18 protein-coding genes are annotated in these 18,861 nt (G+C 66.8%); 9 read left to right on the top strand and 9 right to left on the bottom strand.

The window, feature by feature from the left end:
* Positions 1–4 precede the first annotated feature (4 nt).
* Positions 5–325, top strand: a complete 321-nt coding sequence (locus ACWPXE_RS09930) for a TOBE domain-containing protein (protein ID WP_454017670.1) — start codon at positions 5–7, stop codon at positions 323–325.
* Here the strand turns inward: ACWPXE_RS09930 and ACWPXE_RS09925 are convergent.
* Positions 300–1,619 (bottom strand): tyrosine-type recombinase/integrase, encoded by a 1,320-nt coding sequence (locus ACWPXE_RS09925; RefSeq protein ID WP_454017669.1) that lies wholly within the window; start codon positions 1,617–1,619, stop codon positions 300–302. The two genes, ACWPXE_RS09930 and ACWPXE_RS09925, sit on opposite strands and share 26 nt — an antisense overlap.
* A gap of 318 nt (positions 1,620–1,937) precedes the next feature.
* On the opposite strand from ACWPXE_RS09925, the gene ACWPXE_RS09920 reads away from it, so the two are divergent.
* On the top strand, positions 1,938–3,413 hold the full coding sequence (locus tag ACWPXE_RS09920) for a DUF6538 domain-containing protein (protein ID WP_454017668.1): 1,476 nt from the start codon (positions 1,938–1,940) through the stop codon (positions 3,411–3,413).
* A 217-nt stretch (positions 3,414–3,630) separates the two neighbouring features.
* Positions 3,631–4,875 carry a hypothetical protein gene (locus ACWPXE_RS09915; protein ID WP_454017667.1) on the top strand — a complete coding sequence of 415 codons (1,245 nt, stop codon included), beginning with the start codon at positions 3,631–3,633 and terminating at the stop codon, positions 4,873–4,875.
* Positions 4,876–4,963: 88 nt separating this feature from the next.
* Here ACWPXE_RS09915 and ACWPXE_RS09910 read toward each other — a convergent pair whose 3' ends face one another.
* The 6 genes from ACWPXE_RS09910 to ACWPXE_RS09885 all read right to left on the bottom strand — a co-directional run bounded on the left by ACWPXE_RS09910 (position 4,964) and on the right by ACWPXE_RS09885 (position 9,304).
* Positions 4,964–5,836, bottom strand: a complete 873-nt coding sequence (locus ACWPXE_RS09910) for a hypothetical protein (protein ID WP_454017666.1) — start codon at positions 5,834–5,836, stop codon at positions 4,964–4,966.
* 313 nt (positions 5,837–6,149) lie between these two features.
* Positions 6,150–6,542: a hypothetical protein gene (locus ACWPXE_RS09905; RefSeq protein WP_454017665.1), complete on the bottom strand. Its 393-nt coding sequence runs from the start codon at positions 6,540–6,542 to the stop codon at positions 6,150–6,152.
* A complete protein-coding gene (locus ACWPXE_RS09900) occupies positions 6,539–7,102 on the bottom strand; it encodes a recombinase family protein (protein WP_454017664.1) in 564 nt (187 codons plus the stop codon). Before ACWPXE_RS09900 ends, ACWPXE_RS09905 begins: the two co-directional genes overlap by 4 nt.
* Before the next feature lie 391 nt (positions 7,103–7,493).
* Positions 7,494–7,790 (bottom strand): hypothetical protein, encoded by a 297-nt coding sequence (locus ACWPXE_RS09895; protein WP_454017663.1) that lies wholly within the window; start codon positions 7,788–7,790, stop codon positions 7,494–7,496.
* Between the two features lie 227 nt (positions 7,791–8,017).
* A complete protein-coding gene (locus ACWPXE_RS09890) occupies positions 8,018–8,188 on the bottom strand; it encodes a hypothetical protein (RefSeq protein ID WP_454017662.1) in 171 nt (56 codons plus the stop codon).
* A gap of 702 nt (positions 8,189–8,890) precedes the next feature.
* Positions 8,891–9,304 (bottom strand): hypothetical protein, encoded by a 414-nt coding sequence (locus ACWPXE_RS09885; RefSeq protein ID WP_454017661.1) that lies wholly within the window; start codon positions 9,302–9,304, stop codon positions 8,891–8,893.
* A gap of 101 nt (positions 9,305–9,405) precedes the next feature.
* On the opposite strand from ACWPXE_RS09885, the gene ACWPXE_RS09880 reads away from it, so the two are divergent.
* From ACWPXE_RS09880 to rpmG, 6 genes are all read left to right on the top strand, one after another.
* Positions 9,406–9,720: a hypothetical protein gene (locus ACWPXE_RS09880; RefSeq protein WP_454017660.1), complete on the top strand. Its 315-nt coding sequence runs from the start codon at positions 9,406–9,408 to the stop codon at positions 9,718–9,720.
* Positions 9,721–9,726: 6 nt separating this feature from the next.
* Positions 9,727–9,975, top strand: a complete 249-nt coding sequence (locus ACWPXE_RS09875) for a hypothetical protein (RefSeq protein ID WP_454017659.1) — start codon at positions 9,727–9,729, stop codon at positions 9,973–9,975.
* Positions 9,902–11,842: a MobA/MobL family protein gene (locus ACWPXE_RS09870; RefSeq protein WP_454017658.1), complete on the top strand. Its 1,941-nt coding sequence runs from the start codon at positions 9,902–9,904 to the stop codon at positions 11,840–11,842. Before ACWPXE_RS09875 ends, ACWPXE_RS09870 begins: the two co-directional genes overlap by 74 nt.
* A gap of 626 nt (positions 11,843–12,468) precedes the next feature.
* Positions 12,469–14,754, top strand: coding sequence for a ribonuclease R (gene rnr, locus ACWPXE_RS09865; RefSeq protein WP_454017657.1), 2,286 nt, complete (start codon positions 12,469–12,471; stop codon positions 14,752–14,754).
* A gap of 215 nt (positions 14,755–14,969) precedes the next feature.
* Positions 14,970–16,493, top strand: a complete 1,524-nt coding sequence (locus ACWPXE_RS09860) for a S41 family peptidase (RefSeq protein ID WP_454017656.1) — start codon at positions 14,970–14,972, stop codon at positions 16,491–16,493.
* Positions 16,494–16,654: 161 nt separating this feature from the next.
* Positions 16,655–16,822 (top strand): 50S ribosomal protein L33, encoded by a 168-nt coding sequence (rpmG, locus tag ACWPXE_RS09855; RefSeq protein WP_012974790.1) that lies wholly within the window; start codon positions 16,655–16,657, stop codon positions 16,820–16,822.
* 124 nt (positions 16,823–16,946) lie between these two features.
* On the opposite strand, the gene ACWPXE_RS09850 is transcribed toward rpmG, so the two are convergent.
* Positions 16,947–18,344: a PleD family two-component system response regulator gene (locus ACWPXE_RS09850; RefSeq protein ID WP_454017655.1), complete on the bottom strand. Its 1,398-nt coding sequence runs from the start codon at positions 18,342–18,344 to the stop codon at positions 16,947–16,949.
* A 27-nt stretch (positions 18,345–18,371) separates the two neighbouring features.
* On the bottom strand, positions 18,372–18,749 hold the full coding sequence (locus ACWPXE_RS09845) for a response regulator (RefSeq protein WP_041812620.1): 378 nt from the start codon (positions 18,747–18,749) through the stop codon (positions 18,372–18,374).
* Positions 18,750–18,861 lie beyond the last annotated feature (112 nt).

Below are 18,861 nucleotides of genomic sequence, written 5' to 3'. Positions count from 1 at the left end.
CCTGATGCGCGTGGACTTCTCCGGCGGAAGCGCGTGGACCCGGAATCACGGAATTCCGGTCGGCCGCCCGGTGAGGGTGCGGGTGCTGGCCCGGGACGTGAGCCTGGCGCGAGATCACCAGGGGCAAAGCAGCATCCAGAACGTGCTCAGGGGACGTGTCGATGCTGTCGCGGAGGACGATCACCCTGGTCTGGTGCTGGTGCGCGTCCTGGTCGGCGAATCAGCGCTGATCGCCCGCCTGACGAAGCGTGCGGCGGCGGCCATTGGCGTGACTGCGGGCGAAGAGCTGTGGGTTCAGGTCAAGTCAGTCGCGCTTTTGGAATAGCTGTGTCCGGTTTGGAAATAAGAACGGCGCGATTTGGTCGGATATGGAATTTACGGGAACGGGTTTCTCGCAAGGCGGACTGGTCAAGGGCGCTAGCAATGGCTGCGGAAATTTGGTTGGCGGCGGTTAAGACGGGGTCATTGGCCAGATGGGCATAGCGCTGAGTGGTCGTTGGCTGAGTATGTCCAAGAATTTTTCCAATAACTAACAAACTGCTCCCATTAGCTGCCCCCACGCTGGCGAAGCTATGCCGAAGATCATGTAAACGAAGATCTGGAAGCTTGGCCATGGTACGGATTTTTTCCCAGGTTCGATCAATATTGACGAGATTCCCGTTCTTTCCTTTCCCGGAAATGACGTATGTATTGTTAGGCACGTGTTGGAGCTTAATCAGGATATCCAGGGCAGCACGCCCCAATGGTACGACCTTCGCACCTGTTTTGCTGTCCGGTAAGCGCAAGCAGGAGTGGGTGGTATCCACACAGTTCCAAGTCAATCCTAAGATTTCGGATTTCCGGCATCCTGTCAGCAGCAGGAGGCGGATGGCGGCGATGAGATATGGATTAGCACCCTTCTCTTCAAACTCGCTTAGTGTTTTGCCGAGACGAGCCATCTCCTCCCCAGTGAGAAATCGTTCGAGCTTTCTGACCCGGAATGTTTTGACACCAGCCGCAGGGTTGTCGGACCGGAGCTTCCGGGTCAGGGCGAAGGTGAATATTGTACGCAGCAGGATCACGGTCTGCGACGCAACGCCTTCTCCGCCGGTCGCCTTACTGCCTCCCTTGCTGGAGCGTCGAGGACTGGCTGTCTTCCCGGCCGCTACGTCCCGCAACAGGCGCTCGACATCGGCGCGGGTAATGTCGCCCACTTTCTTTTTCCCAAGGAGCGGCTTGATATGCCACGTGATCCGCCCCAGGTCGGCGCGGATGGTCGAGTGCTTCTTTGTGGTGCATCCTTCGGCGATATATAGATCGCACAGGTCGGAGACGTTTAGATCCCGGCGCTTGTCCGCCTTCCGGGCGGCGGGGTCATCACCGAGTTCCACCGTGGCCAGCACGCGGCGGGCTTCCTGACGGGCCTGCTCTGGAGTCCAAGGCGACCCGTGCCGCCCAATCGTGACGCGTCGGGTCGGTGTTTCTCGCCCGCCGGTGCGGTACTGGACGAGGTAGGTCTTCGTGCCTGAAGGCGTGACCTTCAGCCCGAAGCCAATGAGTTCGCTGTCCCAAAAATAGCAGTCCCGCGCTCCCACCACGGCATCGTCGACGACTCTTTTGGTGATCCGTGTCGATGGCATGCCCACTTCTCCTTGACGTAAATCCTAGATCAAGGCCTCTCCAGCAATCACCCAGTAAGCACTTCCGGAGTAAAAGATGGGCTATTCTAGCGTGTAATAGGGCGCGTTTGCAATTGAGAAATTGAGTTATATCATGGTCTTATCGTATGTTATCGTAGATTGGCGTAGCATGGCGTAAGATGTTCTTGCGGACTCTGACTCCGCCAGCCTAGGTTCGAATCCTAGTCCCCCAACCAACTCCCTGATAAATCAGCATTTTTGGCGACGGACACCGGTCGGTGGCCCGTTTACTCCACCGGCCTACTCCACAGGTCCGGAATGTTGACACGACAGGGCGCCACCTTCCATTTCCGCCGACGCGTTCCCGGTTCGATCCGTCCGCTCTTGCAGAAGGGCGAGATTTGGACTTCCCTGCGCACGACCGACCGCCGCACCGCCCGGGCGACAGCGGCCGGGCTTTACGCGCTGACGGAGGACGCGTTCGCGACCATGGCCGAGAAACCCGCACAAGACCCGCTCGCCGCTGCGGAAGAGTTGAAGGCGATGCTGGACGAATACGTTCAGTTGCGCCGCGAGAATGTCGCGGCGACGATCATGCTGATCGGCCAGCACAGCGAGGCTCGAGCGAACGCCGAGACGATGAGGGAACTTGCCTTGGCCGCTATTTCCGGCGGCGCTCGGGTCGATCCCCCACCCCAGCCACCTCCGCCGCCCGCCGCGCCACCGTCGCCGCTCTTCTCGTCGCTCGAAGAAGAGTTCCTCGCCGACCGGTCACGCCCCTCCGGCGATCATCCCGGCTACACGGCGCAGACGGTTTCTCAGGCCCGCGCAACGTTTCGGTTGTGGCTGGAGTTGGTCGGGGACCTTCCCGTACGTGAATACACGCGCGAGCAAGCGGGCGAGTTCCGCAAGCTGCTGCTGCGCCTCCCGGCGACGTTTGGGAAGACCGGCGGGGGAGCGCGCAAGCCCGCCATGGATGAGATCAAGCGCATCGAAGGCACCGGTGCCGAGTGTCTCAGCATGAAGACCGTCAAGCGTCACTTTTCGGCGCTGAATCAGTATTTTGGCTGGCTCAAGGAACGTGGTCACGTCTCCGAGATCGTCACGACGGGGTTCAAATTCCCTCTTGGGAAGCGCGGCCGGTCTGCGCGTGATGACTGGTCGGCGGAGGACCTGCGCATCCTGTTTCACTCTTCGCGCTACGCCCCCAACGCCGACCGGACGACGGCGGAGTGGTGGCTCCCGCTCATCGCCCTGCACTCCGGCCTGCGCCTGGAAGAGATCTGTCGTCTCCGCCCCGGCCCCGAGCAGGACCTCCAAGTTCTTCACGGCGTGCCGTGTTTCGTGATTCAGCCCCATCCGGACGGGTGGGACCCGAAGACCGAAGCGGGTGAACGCCTCGTGCCCGTTCATTCGACCCTCGTCGAACTTGGGCTCCTTGATCTCGTGGAACGCCGTCGCCGTGAGGGTGCAGCCCGTCTGTTTCCCGAGCTTCGCCCCTACGGCGAGGACGGCAAGCTCGGGCATGAGTACAGCCGTCAGTTCAGCCGCTTCAAAATCGGCCTGGGCGTCCGCGAGAAGACCGTCTTCCACAGCTTCCGGCACACGGTGCGGACGCTGATCGACGGCGCCGACCTTCAGGAGCGATGGCTCGACGCGCTCATGGGCCACGAAGGAGCGGGCGCAGGCGTGGGCCGCCGGGTCTACAACAAGCGGACCGACGTCGAGCGACTCCGGCAACTCGTCGAGGCGATCCGTCCCGAAGTAGACCTGTCGCACCTACGCCGGGCCTGATCCCGCTGGCCTGCCCTGGCGCTCGCATTCTCCTCGTCCGACGTGGCCGCCGGCCGCGTCGGACCTTGACGCAAGCAACGCACTAAGCATAGATAAATGAAAACCCGGCCATCATCGCGGTTGGCGCCGCTCCGGTCGGGTCATCATGTGCTCGTAGGAAGAAAATGATCTCTCCCGAACGCATTGTCAACAAGAGCGGCGCCCTGTCCCGGGGCGCTTGAGCGGATGGCTACATAGCCAACTTGCCAACACCCTCCTCACAGACACCGCTTCCAACAAGTTTACATTTGATCACGGTCGCGAAGCCTACGACGCTTCACCCCGTCTCCAACGCGCCGACGACCAGCGCCTCGCCGCGCTGTTGCTCGAAGCCGGTCTCACCGAAGTCGAGGTCTTCGCCGCCCCCCGGGACAGCGAAGACCAGATCCTCAGCCGGGACGGCGAGTGGACGGAGTCCCTGGGCCGTGCCCTCCGGCGGAGCCAGATGTTCGCGTCGCAGGCATTTGCCGCCAAGATCCGGCATGGCCTGCGCTACACGGCCTACACGGCCAAGCACGGCATCGACGAAGTTCGGCAGATCCGCGTCGCCGCCCCGGCGTGCAGTGTCCCGTTGGACGCCTTGCGCCACGCGCACGCGGACACGAGCCGCCGCGTGGCCGACCGCCTGCGCTACGGCATCAAGCGGCACGCACCGGGCATCGCCGTCGATATGATCGCTGCTCACATCAAACGGGACGGCGACGGCAGGGTGTACGTGCATTTCCACATCGTTGCCCGGGGCGGCACGTCCGCAGAGTGGGCAGCCCTGGAGCGGTATTGGGTCGGCGCCTGGGACCGGCCCACGGGTTGGCTGTGGTGGCACACCGACGACGAGGACGAGCGCCTCGTCCGCCACCCGGCCGCACTCGTGCAGTACGCCGCCGCCGGGCTGGCCGAGGAGCTCGATGAGGAGTGGAATCCCGAAGAGCTCGCCGAACTGTGGCGTCAGACGCGCGGCCTCGCCTTGGTCCGTGCTGTCGGCGAGTACCGCCGCTGGCTTGGCGACCTCGACCGCGACGGCCTGACCGTCCGGCGGGGCGAATACGGCGTCGCAGAGGTCGTCCCCCGACGGGCGGCCGTCCGCGTTCAGCGGCTCAAGGAAAGTTTGTTCACCAACACGGGTTTCACGGTGCTACGGGTGGTCATGCACGACTACGGCGACGGCATCCTGCGCGAGTCGTGGCACGTTCGCGGCCGTCCCGGCGTGTCCGCCGCCGACGTGCGCGCCGTCTACGCCGATGCATATACGGATACAACGGCTAACCTGGAATCCTCTTCCTCCCCCGCCCCAGCACCCTTGGAATCCAACAACGCAGCGCCGGTTTCCCGCCCCGGGACACTCGTCTGGCCTCCTCCCGGCGCCAGAACTTGGGGTCCGCCACCCCGACCGGACCCCACCACCCTCGACCAAGCACCGTTCTGATCGGACATCAAGAGCCGGGGCGCCCCCGCTGGCCCCCGGCTGCCCTGAGGCATCAGCCTTCACCGGCGAGAAAGTAACCAAGCGAGGTCTAGTCGCTGGATTGCAGAGTCTTAGGAAGCGCGCCTTCGATGAGGACCCTACGAAAGCAGACACGTCCGAACTGGAAGGACTGAATCACGTCGTTGACGTCCAGCTTCCCGCCAGCGTGTACCACCCTACCGCGCTTGGCATAGAGGTCTCGGACCACTTGGTAGGCACGATCACGATCGCTCCGATCCGTCCCAACATAGCCCGATACCGCCCGGGACAGTGCCTTCGTCTTCTCTCGCTCTCCACCGAGGTCAAACAAGGTTTCCAGGGCGGACCACATGAGCACAACGCCCATCTCCAGGGTGGGGCTCCATTGTGCTTGGTTGTAGACAGACATTGCCCTGAAGAAACGTTCATCGTGGTAGAGGAGGGCGGCAATGGGGAGCATGTCGACGAGCCATGCAAGGTCATCTGCCGTCGCCACTTCGCGCCACGCGGTGAACGGGCCGATCTGCTGGGGCGCCCCCTCGAACGGGTATGGTGAAGCGTCCCGCCATTCGGAACCCATCCTGTCGAAGGGCATGTTCCCGATGACTGCCAATCGTACTGGCGTCCTCATCTGAAGCCGGAGCACCGCAGCCACCAGCCAAGCAACGACGGCAGGCGATAAGCCCTCAAAAGTGGAGATCTCCGTGATGGCAAGCTCGGCCCGGCTCTCAAACGAGAATCCTCCCTTAACAGCAACCCAGGGGCCTGGATGCGCCGCCCCCTTGCTCAAGGGTGGAGAGAAGGCGAGCTTCGACATGCCGAACATGTCGACGAACACTTTCCGGAGCACGATGCCTGGCGCCACCTCCAGTCGCTCCACAGGCAGGTCAATGCCCGTCAGGCAGCCATACAGGGGAAGTGAGCTTTCGTCCCAGGCTATCACGTGTCCGGCATGTCCCATTCGTCGTGTCGGATCCATCTCAAGGCATTGAGCATCCAAACGCTAGAAGATCAGACGCGCACTGTCGAGCACGACGAGAAATGTCAGGTGTCGCGGCCTCCGCTCGAGGCGGGCGCATCGGTACAACCAGCGCCCCGGGCCGCGAGGAACCCGCGCCGAAGGTGTCCACCCCCGTCCCACCCTCGAAACGCTGCTGTACGGCCTTCCCTGGCCCTCCATTTGTTGACGGCCCCGGCTCAGGACGCAGAAAACCCCCGCCGGGACCAGCCTGGCAGGGGTTTTCAGAGGGGCGAGCCTACAGCAGCAGCCCGGCCCGGTAGTCCGTCACCATGTCCGACCACGCGCGGTCGAGGTAGTCGTCGGCGGGATCAACGCGGGGATCGTACTCGACGGCAGGATACTGCCAGTCCTCGCCGAGCGGGTCGAGCACCGTCCCGTCTGGCAGCACGAGCCACCAGTGCGGCCCGGTGTCGCCGTCCGCATCTCGCACCCGCCCCCAGACAGCGCGCACCGCGTCGTCGCCATGCGCGGCCCGGATGGCTGTCCGCGCCAGCCACGCGACGGACATGCACTCGCCGTAGAGGGGGCGCTCGTTGTAGCGGCGGCACAGTTCGTCGTAAACGGTCTCCGCGATATCCCCCGGTGTCATCCCGACCAGTTCGGCGCCGGTCAACGACAGCAGGCTCATCGCGCGACCTCCTCACCGAGCACCCGGTACACGGACGCCCGCCCGATACCCAGGCGCCGGGCAATCTCCGCCGGGCCGACGCCATCGGCATGCAGCCGGTGGACCTCCGGCGCTTGCGACCGGGCTGTCGGCTTCCGCCCTTTGTATTTCCCGTCCGCCTTCGCCCGGGCGATGCCCTCGCGTTGGCGCTCGAGCATGATGGCCCGTTCGAACTCGGCGATGCCTCCCATCACCGTCAGCAGCAGCTTTCCCGTCGGAGTACCGGTGTCGATGCCAAGGCCCAGGATGCGCAGGGCGACACCCTTGCGCTCCAGCACGGCGACGATTTCCAACAGATGGGCAACCGACCGGGCCAGCCGATCCAACTTCGTGACCACCAGCACGTCGCCCTCCCGGACGAAGTCCAAAGCCGCCGCCAGTTCGGCGCGTGCGGCGACATCGACAGACGACACCTGTTCGCGGAAGATGCGTTCGCACCCGGCCGCTTCGAGGTCGCGCACCTGCGCCTCGAAACCAGCCTCCTGTTCAACCGTGCTGGTCCGTGCGTACCCGACGAGCATCTCAGCCCCCCTTTGTCTCACACACATCTAAAAGGCCAAGAGACATTCGTCTCAAAAGCCCGATACCGACATCATTGGGACGGAATCTTGCAAGGCACCAGAGCGCCCCAATAGGGCGGCCCCAGCGCGACAACAGGACGGGTTCCGTCCCCCTCCCCGCCGGAGGGAATCCTCTCTGCCCCCCTCCCCCAGGGGGAGAGGGGCGCCGAGGGCGCCGGGCGCGGCGCGGCTGCGGGAATCCTCGGCTCCGGACGCCGCCCCCGCTTACGCACATGCCCACAAGCCAGCCAAGTTGCGCTTTGGAAGGCGCTTTGGCTGGCCTGTGGACATGCTCCGCTTCGCTCCGGCCCGGCGGAAGCCGCCGGGCTGGAAAGCGGGGACGGCGAGCGCGCTACCCAGCATCGGCCGCGTCGAATGGATCGACGGCCGCTTCGACGCGGCCATCGACGAACGACACGTCGGCTGAAAAGCGGCCGAACCGGACAGCCAAGTCGTCCTCGACCTCGCCAAGCAGGAGGCCGTACGCCAGACCGGCCGCGACTATTTCGGCAGCGTCGTCGCGGGCATCAGACCCACCAGCGCACGAGTAGACCATGACGTCGGCGTCCCGGCGCGCCAGGCCGGACGCGACGAGTCTGGCGGCGTCCGGGAAGTGGTCGCAGGCCCGAACAATCTTTTCCCAGTCCACAAGAGTTACTCCGTTATTGTCTGCGCAAGCGGAGTAAGATAGGTGGGTTCCCGTGTCAACATGATAACAAAATCCGACTGATTGCCCGGATTTGCAAGGGAAAGCATAGTAATGTTGACAATTAGCTTTCGGATGATACTGTCCTTGTTCTGGGCTTCGTCTTTCCTTGCCCTCCAAGGAAAGACGGCCTCGCCACCCCGGCGCCCTGCGGCGGCATGCCGCACCCGCTACGCCAAGGCGGCCCCGGCGCCGCCGCTGTAGACGCTCCAGAGCACCGCCTCGACTGGACACTCGGACGCTCGCGACGGCAGCCCGTGGAGCCATGCCCCGGTCCACGCCGCATAGAGTCTGGCGGCACGCTCCTCCTCGTCGTCGGCGTAGGCGTTGCCAAGCGGCAACGCCTGCCGTGCCGCGCCGTGGACTAACTCTCGGTCGGCGGCGGGCAAGCGCCGAGAAATCATGTGCCAGAGCTCGTGATGCGTGTACTCCGCGACACGGTATGGACGCGACAGCGAGAGCGCGAGGACGCCATCGGCGTGCCACGCTTGCCCTCCGAGTCCGACCCACGTCCGCCCCCGTCGGTCGCGGCGTTGGTCGCCCGGCGGGAGGACGTCAGAGAGTGCGTCGTCGGCCGGGCGCAAGGACCACAGTTGTGGGGCGCAGTAGCACCGCGCCCAAGGGGCGACCCGCGCGACCTCGGCGGCGACCCACCCGACCAGCCCGGCGGCCGCGTCGCTTACCCGGCCGGGCGCGGCGACGAGCGACCCGTCGAGCCCAGGAATGGCCTCCGGCCTCGTCAGCGGCCGGGCGCGCACCTGACCATCCCCCAGCACGTAGAGCCGACTCACCGGAGCGCCCTCTCGACGACCCCAGCCAACCACGCCGCTTGCCGTGGGAGCTCTGCCGGGTCGGCAACAACCCCAGCCCCAAGGACGACGCTCGCAACGACGGCACGGTAGGCGGCCGGAGCCATCGAGGGCAGCGCCCCGCGCCAGCAGCCGACTGCCGACACCGCCGCCGCGACGACGAGCGCAGCCGACGCCGAGGGCGCCAGTTCAGCGACCGCCGCAACGACCCCCGCGAGCCCGGCGGACCCGGACTCAGCCAGCGTGCCCGCTCTCAACCCAGCCTCCTCCACACGCGGCTTCCGTCGTCTCCGGGACGGCGCCCTCAGCCCCGGGCAGGACGAGATCCCCGGCGGCTCCGTCACCCGAAGCGAACAGCGCCCGGTCGCGCTCGTTGAGCACCCGACCGAGCGTTTCCGCGAGCAGTTTCCGCAGCCCGGGATCCTGCCGGGCCGCGCTGAGGAGGGCCGCGCCGACGACCACTTTCCGGCGTGTGTCCGCCCTCCGTGCCGCGTCGGACTCCGCCCGCTTCGCGGCGGCTATCTGCGCGTCCAATCGCGCGCGTCGCTGTAGTAGCGCGGTCAATTTTTCCGTCGCCAAGTTGCTCTCCGCCAAGTCCTCGATGTCGCCTAAGAAGAAATAGGTTGAGATCAGAAGAACAAGAAGCAATGTAGAACTCAGAAACCCGAATTTATGAAGGGCGCGGTTAAGCAACTCCGAAGTAGTTGCCGCGGACCTCGCCGGTCAGGCAAGGAAAAGGAGTCCATGACATGGCCGAGTACGGCACAAACGAAGAAGTCATGCGGCGCCTCGCCGAAGACGACTTCGGCGACGACGACTTCGACCTCGACAGCTTCCCCGCCGCCGACTCCGACAGCCTCCTCCCCGTCGAGCAAGCTCACGTCCTCGCCCGTCTCGAGGACGAGCTTGTCGAACTCGGCCGCATTGGTGGCCGCCTTCAGCGTGCCAACGGTACGCCGGAGGCGGAGGCACTCTGGAACATCGCCCCGGAAGGCTGCGTCGTCGGCGGCGCTGTGTGGGACCGGCTGTGGCGCGGCATCCAAGCCGCCTACGCGGAGGGGTGACCCGCCATGTCGAGCAGCGAATGGGAAGAGGGCACGGGCTACGACGGCCTGCCGGTGTTTTGGACGCCCCGCGGTGTCTATCGACTGTCTGTCTGGCCGCGCTCGAACGAGCCTGACGACGGCTGGGATTGGCTCATACACCACATCGACTGTGGCGAGGACGTCTACAGCGGCCACTCAGATGACGAATGGTCGGCGTATGCGGACGTGGAGGCGGCCTACCGCGAGTACGTCGACGAGTTCGGGGAGGACTGATGTGCTTCCGCGGCCCCGCACCCGCCCCACCAGCGAGGCCCTGTACAGGGTCGAGGTCAAGGTCGGCCAGCGGAGCCAAGGCCGTTCTGCCGTCGCGGCAGCGGCCTACCGAGCGGGCACCAAGTTGACGGACGCCAGGACTGGCCGGACGTTCGATTACAGCCGCAAGGACGGGATCACAGCGACCTTCATCGCCGCGCCCGCCAACGCCCCGGCATGGGTCTACGACCGGGCCGAGCTCTGGTCGCGCGTCGAACTGGCCGAGAAGCACCCCCGGGCGGTGACCTTCCGCGAGGTACTTGTCAGCGTTCCGCGAGAAATCCCGCCGGAGGAGCGCGAAGCGTTCATTCGGCGCGCCGTAGAGCCCTACGTCGCCGCCGGGGCCGTGGCCGACGTCGCTCTCCATGCTCCGTCCGCCGCGGACGGCGACGAGCAGCCGCACGCGCATGTCCTTTTGACGCCCCGCGCTCTCGACGCGAGCCGAGAGACGGGGCTCGCCAAGAACAAAAACACGACCCTGGAGGCGATGTTCGAAAGCGGCGGCCGTCACGGGGGCGCCCCGGGCGATGCCCTCCGGCGCGAGCGCCAGCGGTGGGCCGAGGAGATCAATAGCGCCCTTCGCGCTGTCGGCAGTGTCGCCCGTGCCGACCACCGCAGCCGCCGCGAACGCGGCCTCGACGACGCGCCGGAGCCGACCGTCGGCGAGCGCGACACCGCTCGTTGGCGCCGACAGCGGGACGCTGGAGAGCCGCCTCAGCCGTCGCGCCGACAGCAACACGTTGGGGCGGTTCGCGCCCGGCGCCGACTGGAAACCTTTGCTCTCGAAACGGAGGTCGAAATGGCCAAAACTGCCAAGGTCCCGTACAAGGCGAACAAGCAAGAGGTGAAAACCGAGCTCTTGCGTCGCAGGCTCCCCGGCCTGCCTGCCGAGGCGGCCGCAGGCGCGTACATGGTCGATGTGCAGAAGCCCGACGTGACCCGCGTGCAATTTCGCGACGACTCTTGGGTTGAGATCGACCACAAGGGCGGGGCCGTCCGGCACTGGGGCGGCCCCAAGGGCGAGGGTGCCGCCAAGGGCTTCGCGGGGGCTGCCGCCGACTCGCTGGGCTGGGAGCGGGACACCGTCGAATGGCTGCCGCCCGCCCTGCGTTCGGGGCGTGGCCCTGCCCAAGCTCCGACGCCCGAGCAGACGCATAGCCTTGCCGAACGCTGGCGCGAGCGCGGCTACACCGACGTCGTCGAGGGCCATGATGGCGCGTGGGTGTCGCTCGGGCGGAGTCGTCTGCACGATACCGGCAACCGCGTTACGATACACGGCCCGGCCAGTGAGGACGCCCTAAGGGCGCTCTGTCACAAGGCGCGCGATGAGTGGCGCGGCCACATGGAGATCCGGGGGCCGGAGGATTTCCTCCAGCGTGCTTGGCTGGAGGCGCAGCGCCAAGGCGTCGTCGTTACCAACTACGAGCCCCCGGAGCGCGTCCGGCGGGCGTGGGAGCGCGAGCAAGCCAAAACCGCCACCGTCCGCGCCGCCGTCGAGCGCGTTGAGGACAAGGCCGCCACCGCCCGAGCCGCGCTGGCGTACCTGCGTGGCGAGTCCGAAGACCCGCCGAGTCCTGAGATCGGCGCGTATATCGACTCCCTCCCCAAAGCCGACCAGAGCAGGTTTGCGGGACGGGAGCCGTACGAACTTGTCCCGGAGGTGCAGGAGTGGCAGCGCCGGGGCGCCACACTCGCGGCCGAGGACCAGCCAGCAGCCGGTCCGGCCGCGCCGAAACCGTCGGGTCCTCGTCGTCCTCAGGACGCCGAGGAGGACGACGGCCCCCAGCCGCCGGACGGCCCGCCGCCTCCGGCCCCGGGGTCGCCGTGATGCGCGGCGGCCCGGCGCTGTCCGTCTGCCGTCACATCGCCGGTCCTGATCGGGATGCGATCCGGGCCGCGCGGGACGAGGCGGACGGCGTGCCCGACGCCCTTGTCGCCGCAGCGTGCGCTCACGCCCGGGCGCGGGCGCGGGGACTGGAGCGGTCCCCGTGGCCCGCGCACGAGGAGGTACTCGACGCGGCGCCGGACCTCAGGGCGCTGTTCGCAGCCGTCGACAACTGGACCGTTCTGCGCCGGGAGGCTGCGGCCAACCGGCGCAAGGCGGTCAGGCGGTGGCGCGCTCTTGGAGCCGCGCTGCTGGCTGGGTAGCTTCAGCTTGAGCACTCCCGCATACTACTCCACAGTCCGGCTAACATCGTTGCCAACATGTTGACTTCCAAGGATAGTTCGGGCGGCTATTCCGTATCCTAGTCCCCCAACCAACTTTCTCCTTCATCTTTTCTGTTTTTGGCCGAACCAGAGGCCGGTTGGCATCGCCGTCCGTAACACCTCGTCATTTTAAAATGGCCAACCCGCGCTTTTGAAGCGTTGTTGTCGTGGCGCCATGGCGGCGCGGTTGGATTTGCCGCCTCCAGGACTTACTTATGCGGTCCACCTTCCACGGCACGAATTCCCTTGAACGACACGCCCCGCCGCTCCGGCAGCTTTCCCGATAAGGACACGGTCCTTTCCTTCATCCGCTCCAGCACGACGCCGGTCGGCAAACGCGAGATCGCGCGTGCCTTCAAGCTGTCGGGCAGCGACGACCGCGAAAGACTGAAGGAGCTTCTCAAGGAGCTGGAGGCCGACGGTGCCGTGGAACGTGGGCGCAACAAGCGCGTCGCCCCACCGCAGTCGCTGCCGGAAGTCGCCGTGCTGGAGGTGACCGGCGTCGATCCGGACGGTGAGGTCAGCGCCCGCCCGATCACCTGGACGGGCGAGGGAAACCCACCGCGCATCTTCATGATGCCCGAGAAGAAGGGCCATCCCACCCTGGGAACCGGCGACCGGGTGCTGGCGAAGCTGAGCCGCATCAACGACCGGCTCTACGAGGCGCGCACCATCCGGCGGCTGGACGGCACGGTGGGGCGCGTTCTCGGCGTCTATTACCCCGCGGCGGACGGCGGGCGCATCGTCCCCACGGACAAGCGCAACAAGACCGAACTGCTCGTCCTGCCGGCCAACCGCAACGACGCCGAGCCGGGCGAGCTGGTGCTGGCCGATCTGCTGCCCGCGGCCCGGATGGGCTTGCCGCAGGCCCGCGTCGCGGAGCGGCTGGGCCACACGGCAGAGCCGCGCGCGGTCAGCCTGATCGCCGTCCACACCCACGGGCTGCCCACCGACTTTCCGCCCGCCGCCCTGCGCGAGGCGTCGCACGCCGCAGTGCCCGCCCTGACCGGGCGCACCGACTTGCGCAACCTGCCGCTGGTGACCATCGACGGCGCCGACGCCCGCGATTTCGACGACGCGGTGTGGGCCGAGCCGGACCCCGACCCGGCGAACGAAGGCGGCTGGCACATGGTGGTCGCCATTGCCGACGTGGCCTTCTACGTGCGTCCCAATTCGGCGCTGGACCGGGCGGCCTTCGAGCGCGGCAACTCCGTCTATTTCCCCGACCGCGTCGTGCCAATGCTGCCGGAGGCGCTGTCCAACGACCTCTGCTCGCTGCGCCCGCAGGAGGACCGCGCCTGCCTTGCGGCGCATCTGTGGATCGACCGCCATGGCGCGCTCCGGCGGCACCGCTTCGTGCGCGGTCTGATGCGCTCCGCCGGCCGCCTGACCTACGAGCAGGTGCAGGCGGCCCGCGACGGGGCGCCGGACGAGGCGACAGAGCCGCTCATGGAGACGGTCATTGCCCCGCTCTACGGCGCCTATGCTAGGCTTTGGGCGGCCCGGCAGCGGCGCGGCACGCTGGAGCTGGACCTGCCGGAACGCCGCGTCCGGCTGGACGAGCGCGGGCGGGTGGCGGAGATCGCGCCGCGCAAGCGCCTCGACAGCCATCGGTTGATCGAGGAATTCATGATCTGCGCCAACGTCGCGGCGGCGGACAGCCTGGAGCGGGCGGGCATGCCCGGCCTGTTCCGCGTGCACGACCAGCCGTCGCTCGACAAGCAGGAGACGCTGCGGGAGTTCCTGACCGGCATCGGCTACACGCTGCCGCGGGTGCCCCGGCTGACCCCGGCGCATTTCACCGCGATCCTCGACCGCGCCGCCGGAACGGCGGACTCGCAACTGGTCAGCGAGGTCATCCTGCGCAGCCAGTCGCAGGCGGAATACAGCCCGGAGAACATCGGCCATTTCGGCCTGTCGCTCGACCGCTACGCCCATTTCACCTCGCCGATCCGCCGCTACGCCGACCTGATCGTCCATCGGGCGCTGATCCGCGCCCACGGGCTGGGACCGGGCGGGCTGGACGACGCGGCCATGGCCGGGCTGACCGACATCGGTGAGCACATCTCGATGACCGAGCGCCGCGCCGCCACGGCGGAACGCGACGCCATCGACCGCTTCACCGCCGCTTTCCTGGCCGACCGCGTGGGCGCCCTGTTCACCGGGCGGATTTCCGGAGTCACCCGCTTCGGCCTGTTCATCCGGCTCGACGAGAACGGAGCCGACGGCCTGATCCCCGCCAGCACCCTGCCCGACGACCAGTACGAGCACGACGAGCGCGCCCACGCCCTGGTCGGCCAGCGCACCGGCCGCAGCTACCGGCTGGGCGCCGCGGTGAGGGTGGTGCTGATGGAGGCCGACCCGCTGACCGGCAGCACCCTGTTCGCCCTGGCCCGCGCCGAGGGCGAACTGGCCGGAAGCTTGGTTGGCGGCACCGATCATCCGTTGCAATCCGGCCACCCGGATCGCCCCCCGCGAAATGCCCGTTTCGCGGGACGCGCAACCCAAAAGCAACGGAAGCGTGGCCGCTGAGTCACAGTGGTGGACATTCCACGACAAAGAGTCTTGCCCCCGTCTTTTGTCCCGCCAGCCCTCATTTCTGAAGTGCTATCCCTTATCCATTCGAATCCGGCGGGCAACCGTCCGGGTCCGCCTGTGGGAAAGGAGGCCGCGTACGGCGCGCCATGGGCATACGGAAACGAGGATTTTCTCCGCGAGGGCGTCTGTCGGTCCCACTCGCGGCTGCCATGTTCGCCGTTGGCCTCGGAAGCCTCGGCGGAACGCTGCCCCTTCCGGTCGCCGCCGCGACCGAGCCCGCCTTCATCAGCGAGCAGGTCTTCGCCGTCGCGTACGGCAAGATCGCCGAAGTCTATCTTCAACAGGTCGATTTCGGTCGGCTTGGCCTGGACGGGCTGAAGGGGCTCGCGACCATCGATCCAACCGCTCGCGCCGAGCGCCAGGGCAACACCGTACGCCTGTACGTCTCCGGGAGCCTGATCGGGGAGTATGGCGCCCCGTCACTGTCCGACGCCGCCGGCTGGGCCGCCCTGACCACAAAGGCGGTGGAGCGCGCCCGCCTCTATTCCCCCACCCTCTATCAGGCGGTGCCGGAGCGGGTTTATCAGGTGGTCCTGGATTCCGTGATGACGGATCTGGACGGCTACTCCCGCTACACCGGCACCCAGCGCGCCACCAGCGAGCGCGCCCAACGTGAGGGCTATGGCGGGATCGGCCTGTCCCTGGAAACCGCAAACGGGCGCACCCTGATCCGCAACGTGCTGCCGCGCAGCCCGGCCGACCGCGCCGGCATCCGCAGCGGCGACCAGCTTCTGGCCATCGACGGGGATCTGACCGCGCGCCTGAGCGAGGCGGACATGCGCGACCGGCTGCGCGGTCCGACCGGGACGATGGTCCTGCTGACCGTGGCGCGCGACAACACCCCGCCGCGCCGCGCCCCCCTCCGGCGGGAGCGCGTGGTTCCCAACACCGTAAACGCCAGCGTGTCCGAGCAGGTCGGCGTGCTGAAGGTGGACCGCTTCAACGCCGCCACCGCGTCCAATCTGCGCGAGGCCGTGCTGTCGACGCGGCAGAGCATGGGCAAGGGCCTGCGCGGTTTCGTGCTCGACCTGCGCGGCAACCCCGGCGGCCTGCTCGACCAGGCGGTCGCCGTGGCCGACCTGTTCATCGCCCAGGGCAAGATCATCACGACCGAGGGCCGTCACCCCGACAGCCGCCAGCGCTTCGAGGCCGGCCCCGACGACATCGCCGAAGGCATGCCGCTGGTGGTTCTGGTGGACGGGCGTTCCGCCTCCTCCGCCGAGGTGGTGGCGGCGGCGCTCCAGGATTCGGGCCGCGCGGTGGTGGTGGGTGCCTCCTCCTACGGCAAGGGCAGCGTCCAGACGGTGACACGCCTGCCCAACGACGGCGAACTGTTCCTGACCTGGAGCCGCATCTACACGCCCGCCGGCTACACCCTGCACCGCCAGGGCGTGCAGCCGACGGTCTGCACCAGCCGCACCGGCCAGGACGACCCCATCGCCCTGCTGTCCGACCTGCGCGACGGGCGGGCGCGTCCGATGACCCAGTTCGCCGGCTGGCGCGCCCGCGCCGCCGACGATGAGGAGGCGCTGGCCCGCCTGCGCGAAGCCTGCCCCTGGAAGGAGCATGAGCCGGAACTGGACCTGAAGGTGGCGCTGCGCCTCCTCGCCGAACCGGCGCTCTACCAGCGCGCGGTCGCCCTGTCCTCCACCAACACGGTGGCGGAGCGCTAAGTCGTTTTCCGTCCAGAATTGCGGTAAAAAAAAGGACTCGGATCGGCCCTTCCAGCCACTTTACAAAGGCTTGACATCGCGGCTGTAGCGGGTATCTTCCCCCGCTACGACGCCGCCCCGCCGGGCTGGCGGGTCACGGATTTTTAGTCGGGATTGAGATCATGGCGAAGCAGAACACCGTCCTCATCAAGCTGGTGAGCACGGCTGACACCGGCTTCTTCTACGTGAAGAAGAAGAACCCGAAGAAGACCACCGAGAAGCTGTCGTTCCGCAAGTACGACCCGGTGGCGCGCAAGCACGTCGAGTTCAAGGAAGCCAAGATCAAGTAAGGTTTCCCGGACTTCCGGAATCAGAAAGGCCGCCTTCCGGCGGCCTTTTGCTTGTCTGTATGCTGCCTTGCCTCCCCTGCCGGGCCCGGTTCCGTCAGGGTGACATCCGTTAGGGCGGCATCCGTCAGGGCGACAGCAGGGCTTTGGCGGGAGGATCGGCGATGGTGCAGTTGCGCCCGGCGCGCTTGGCCTCGTACAGCGCCTCGTCGGCCCGGCGGATCAGCCCCTCGGCGGTGTCGCCCAGCCGGCCGCCCACCGTCACGCCGATCGACACCGTGACCGGGATCTCGCCCACGTCGGCGGACACCTTGAACAGCGTGTCGGCGATCCGTCCGCGCAGCCGCTCCGCCACCGTCAGCGCCGCTTCGGCATCGGTGTCCGGCAGGACGACCACGAACTCCTCGCCGCCCAGCCGCGCCACCAGATCGAAGGTGCGCAGGTTGCGGCTGGCGCGGTTGGACACCTCCTTCAGCACCTCGTCGCCCACGGTGTGGCCGTAGCTGTCGTTGACGACCTTGAAATGGTCGATGTCGAACAGCAGGATCGCCACCGGCTTGTGGTTGTCGATCGCCCGCTCCAGCAGCCGCGGCAAATGCGCGTTGATGTAACGGCGGTTGAAGACGCCCGTCAGACTGTCGGTCAGCGCCATGGACAGGCTCTGCTCGTAGTTCGCGCGCAGACGCTCCTGATAGCGCTTGCGCCGGATCTGGGTGCGGGCGCGGGCCAGCAGCTCGTTCCGGTCGATGGGCTTGCTGATGTAGTCGTTGGCGCCGAGTTCCAGACCCTTGGCGGCGCGGGTCAGGTCGCCCTCCTCCACCATCAGCAAGATCGGTAGCTGCCGGGTCCGCTCGTGCGAGCGGAGCTGGGAGCACAGCCGCAGGCCATCCTCGTTCATCAGCGTCAGGCTGATCACCACGAGGTCGAGATCGTCGCCCTGCGCGCGCTCCAGCGCCGCGGCGCAGGTGTCGGCGGCCATCACGTGGGCGTGGTCGCGCCTCAGCGTCTCGGTGACCTTGTCCAGATCGAGACGCGAATCCTCCAGCACCAGAACGCGGGCGCTCTCGAAGGACTCGCTGTTCAACGTGCCCGTCGGCTCGAGAACCCCCAGCTGGCCGGAGGTCGTCTCGCGCAGCCGCCATTCGTCCATCATCATTTTCAGGCGGACGAGCGACCGCACCCGCGCGAACAGCGCGACATCATTGACCGGTTTGGTCAGGAAATCGTCGGCTCCGGCCTCCAGCCCGCGCACGCGGTCGGCGCCGTCGGACAGGGCGGTGACCATCACCACCGGGATGTGCATGGTCGTGGGATCGGAGCGGATCTTCTCGCACACCTCGAACCCGTCCATGCCGGGCATCATGACGTCGAGCAGGACGATGTCCGGCGACTCCCGCCGCACCATCTCCAGCGCCTCGGGACCATTGCTGGCGGTGATGACGTTGAAATACTCGCGCGTCAGCTTCGCCGCGAGCAGCTTCACGTTCGGAAGGACATCGTCGACGACGAGGACGCGAGCGGACATGGAACGTGCGACCGATCCCGTAACAGGTTAGCGGAGGAACTTCTGAACGGCTTCCAGGAACTTCGTCACCGAGATCGGCTTGGCGATGTAGTCCTCGCAACCGCCTTCCCGGATCTTCTCCTCGTCCCCCTTCATGGCGAAGGCGGTCACCGCGATGATCGGAATGGACTTGAGCGCCGGATCGTCCTTGATCCAACGCGTGACCTCCAACCCTGACACCTCGGGCAGTTGGATGTCCATGAGGATCAGATCCGGACGGTGCTCCCGCGCCATGGCCAGGGCGTCCATCCCACTGCGGGTCTGAAGCGTCGCGTAGCCGTGCGCTTCCAGCAGATCGTGGAAGAGCTTCATGTTCAGCTCGTTGTCCTCGACGATCAGGACACGCTTCACGGTTCGGTCGTCCATCGGCGCCTTCTTGGGGCTGTTCGGTTCCGCGAGCATCGTGCCACCCGCGCTCCTGCTTGCAGCGACCACACCCGGAGAGACCGGTATAGCCCGTTCACTGTCCCGCCGCGAC

This window comes from Azospirillum sp. Marseille-Q6669, from assembly GCF_965111635.1.
The sequence above is the reverse complement of the archived record's forward strand: the minus strand, read 5'-3'. Positions and strand labels throughout refer to the sequence as shown.

Excerpts from the sequence above, each read along its gene's own strand:
- ACWPXE_RS09875 (WP_454017659.1), top strand. The coding sequence starts at position 9,727 with ATGTCGAGCAGCGAATGGGAAGAGGGCACGGGCTACGACGGCCTGCCG.
- ACWPXE_RS09880 (WP_454017660.1), top strand. The coding sequence starts at position 9,406 with ATGGCCGAGTACGGCACAAACGAAGAAGTCATGCGGCGCCTCGCCGAA.
- ACWPXE_RS09905 (WP_454017665.1), bottom strand. The coding sequence starts at position 6,542 with ATGAGCCTGCTGTCGTTGACCGGCGCCGAACTGGTCGGGATGACACCG.
- rpmG (WP_012974790.1), top strand. The coding sequence starts at position 16,655 with ATGGCGAAGCAGAACACCGTCCTCATCAAGCTGGTGAGCACGGCTGAC.
- ACWPXE_RS09860 (WP_454017656.1), top strand. The coding sequence starts at position 14,970 with ATGTTCGCCGTTGGCCTCGGAAGCCTCGGCGGAACGCTGCCCCTTCCG.
- ACWPXE_RS09900 (WP_454017664.1), bottom strand. The coding sequence starts at position 7,102 with ATGCTCGTCGGGTACGCACGGACCAGCACGGTTGAACAGGAGGCTGGT.
- ACWPXE_RS09870 (WP_454017658.1), top strand. The coding sequence starts at position 9,902 with ATGACGAATGGTCGGCGTATGCGGACGTGGAGGCGGCCTACCGCGAGT.
- ACWPXE_RS09920 (WP_454017668.1), top strand. The coding sequence starts at position 1,938 with ATGTTGACACGACAGGGCGCCACCTTCCATTTCCGCCGACGCGTTCCC.
- ACWPXE_RS09925 (WP_454017669.1), bottom strand. The coding sequence starts at position 1,619 with ATGCCATCGACACGGATCACCAAAAGAGTCGTCGACGATGCCGTGGTG.
- ACWPXE_RS09930 (WP_454017670.1), top strand. The coding sequence starts at position 5 with ATGCGCGTGGACTTCTCCGGCGGAAGCGCGTGGACCCGGAATCACGGA.
- ACWPXE_RS09850 (WP_454017655.1), bottom strand. The coding sequence starts at position 18,344 with ATGTCCGCTCGCGTCCTCGTCGTCGACGATGTCCTTCCGAACGTGAAG.
- ACWPXE_RS09845 (WP_041812620.1), bottom strand. The coding sequence starts at position 18,749 with ATGGACGACCGAACCGTGAAGCGTGTCCTGATCGTCGAGGACAACGAG.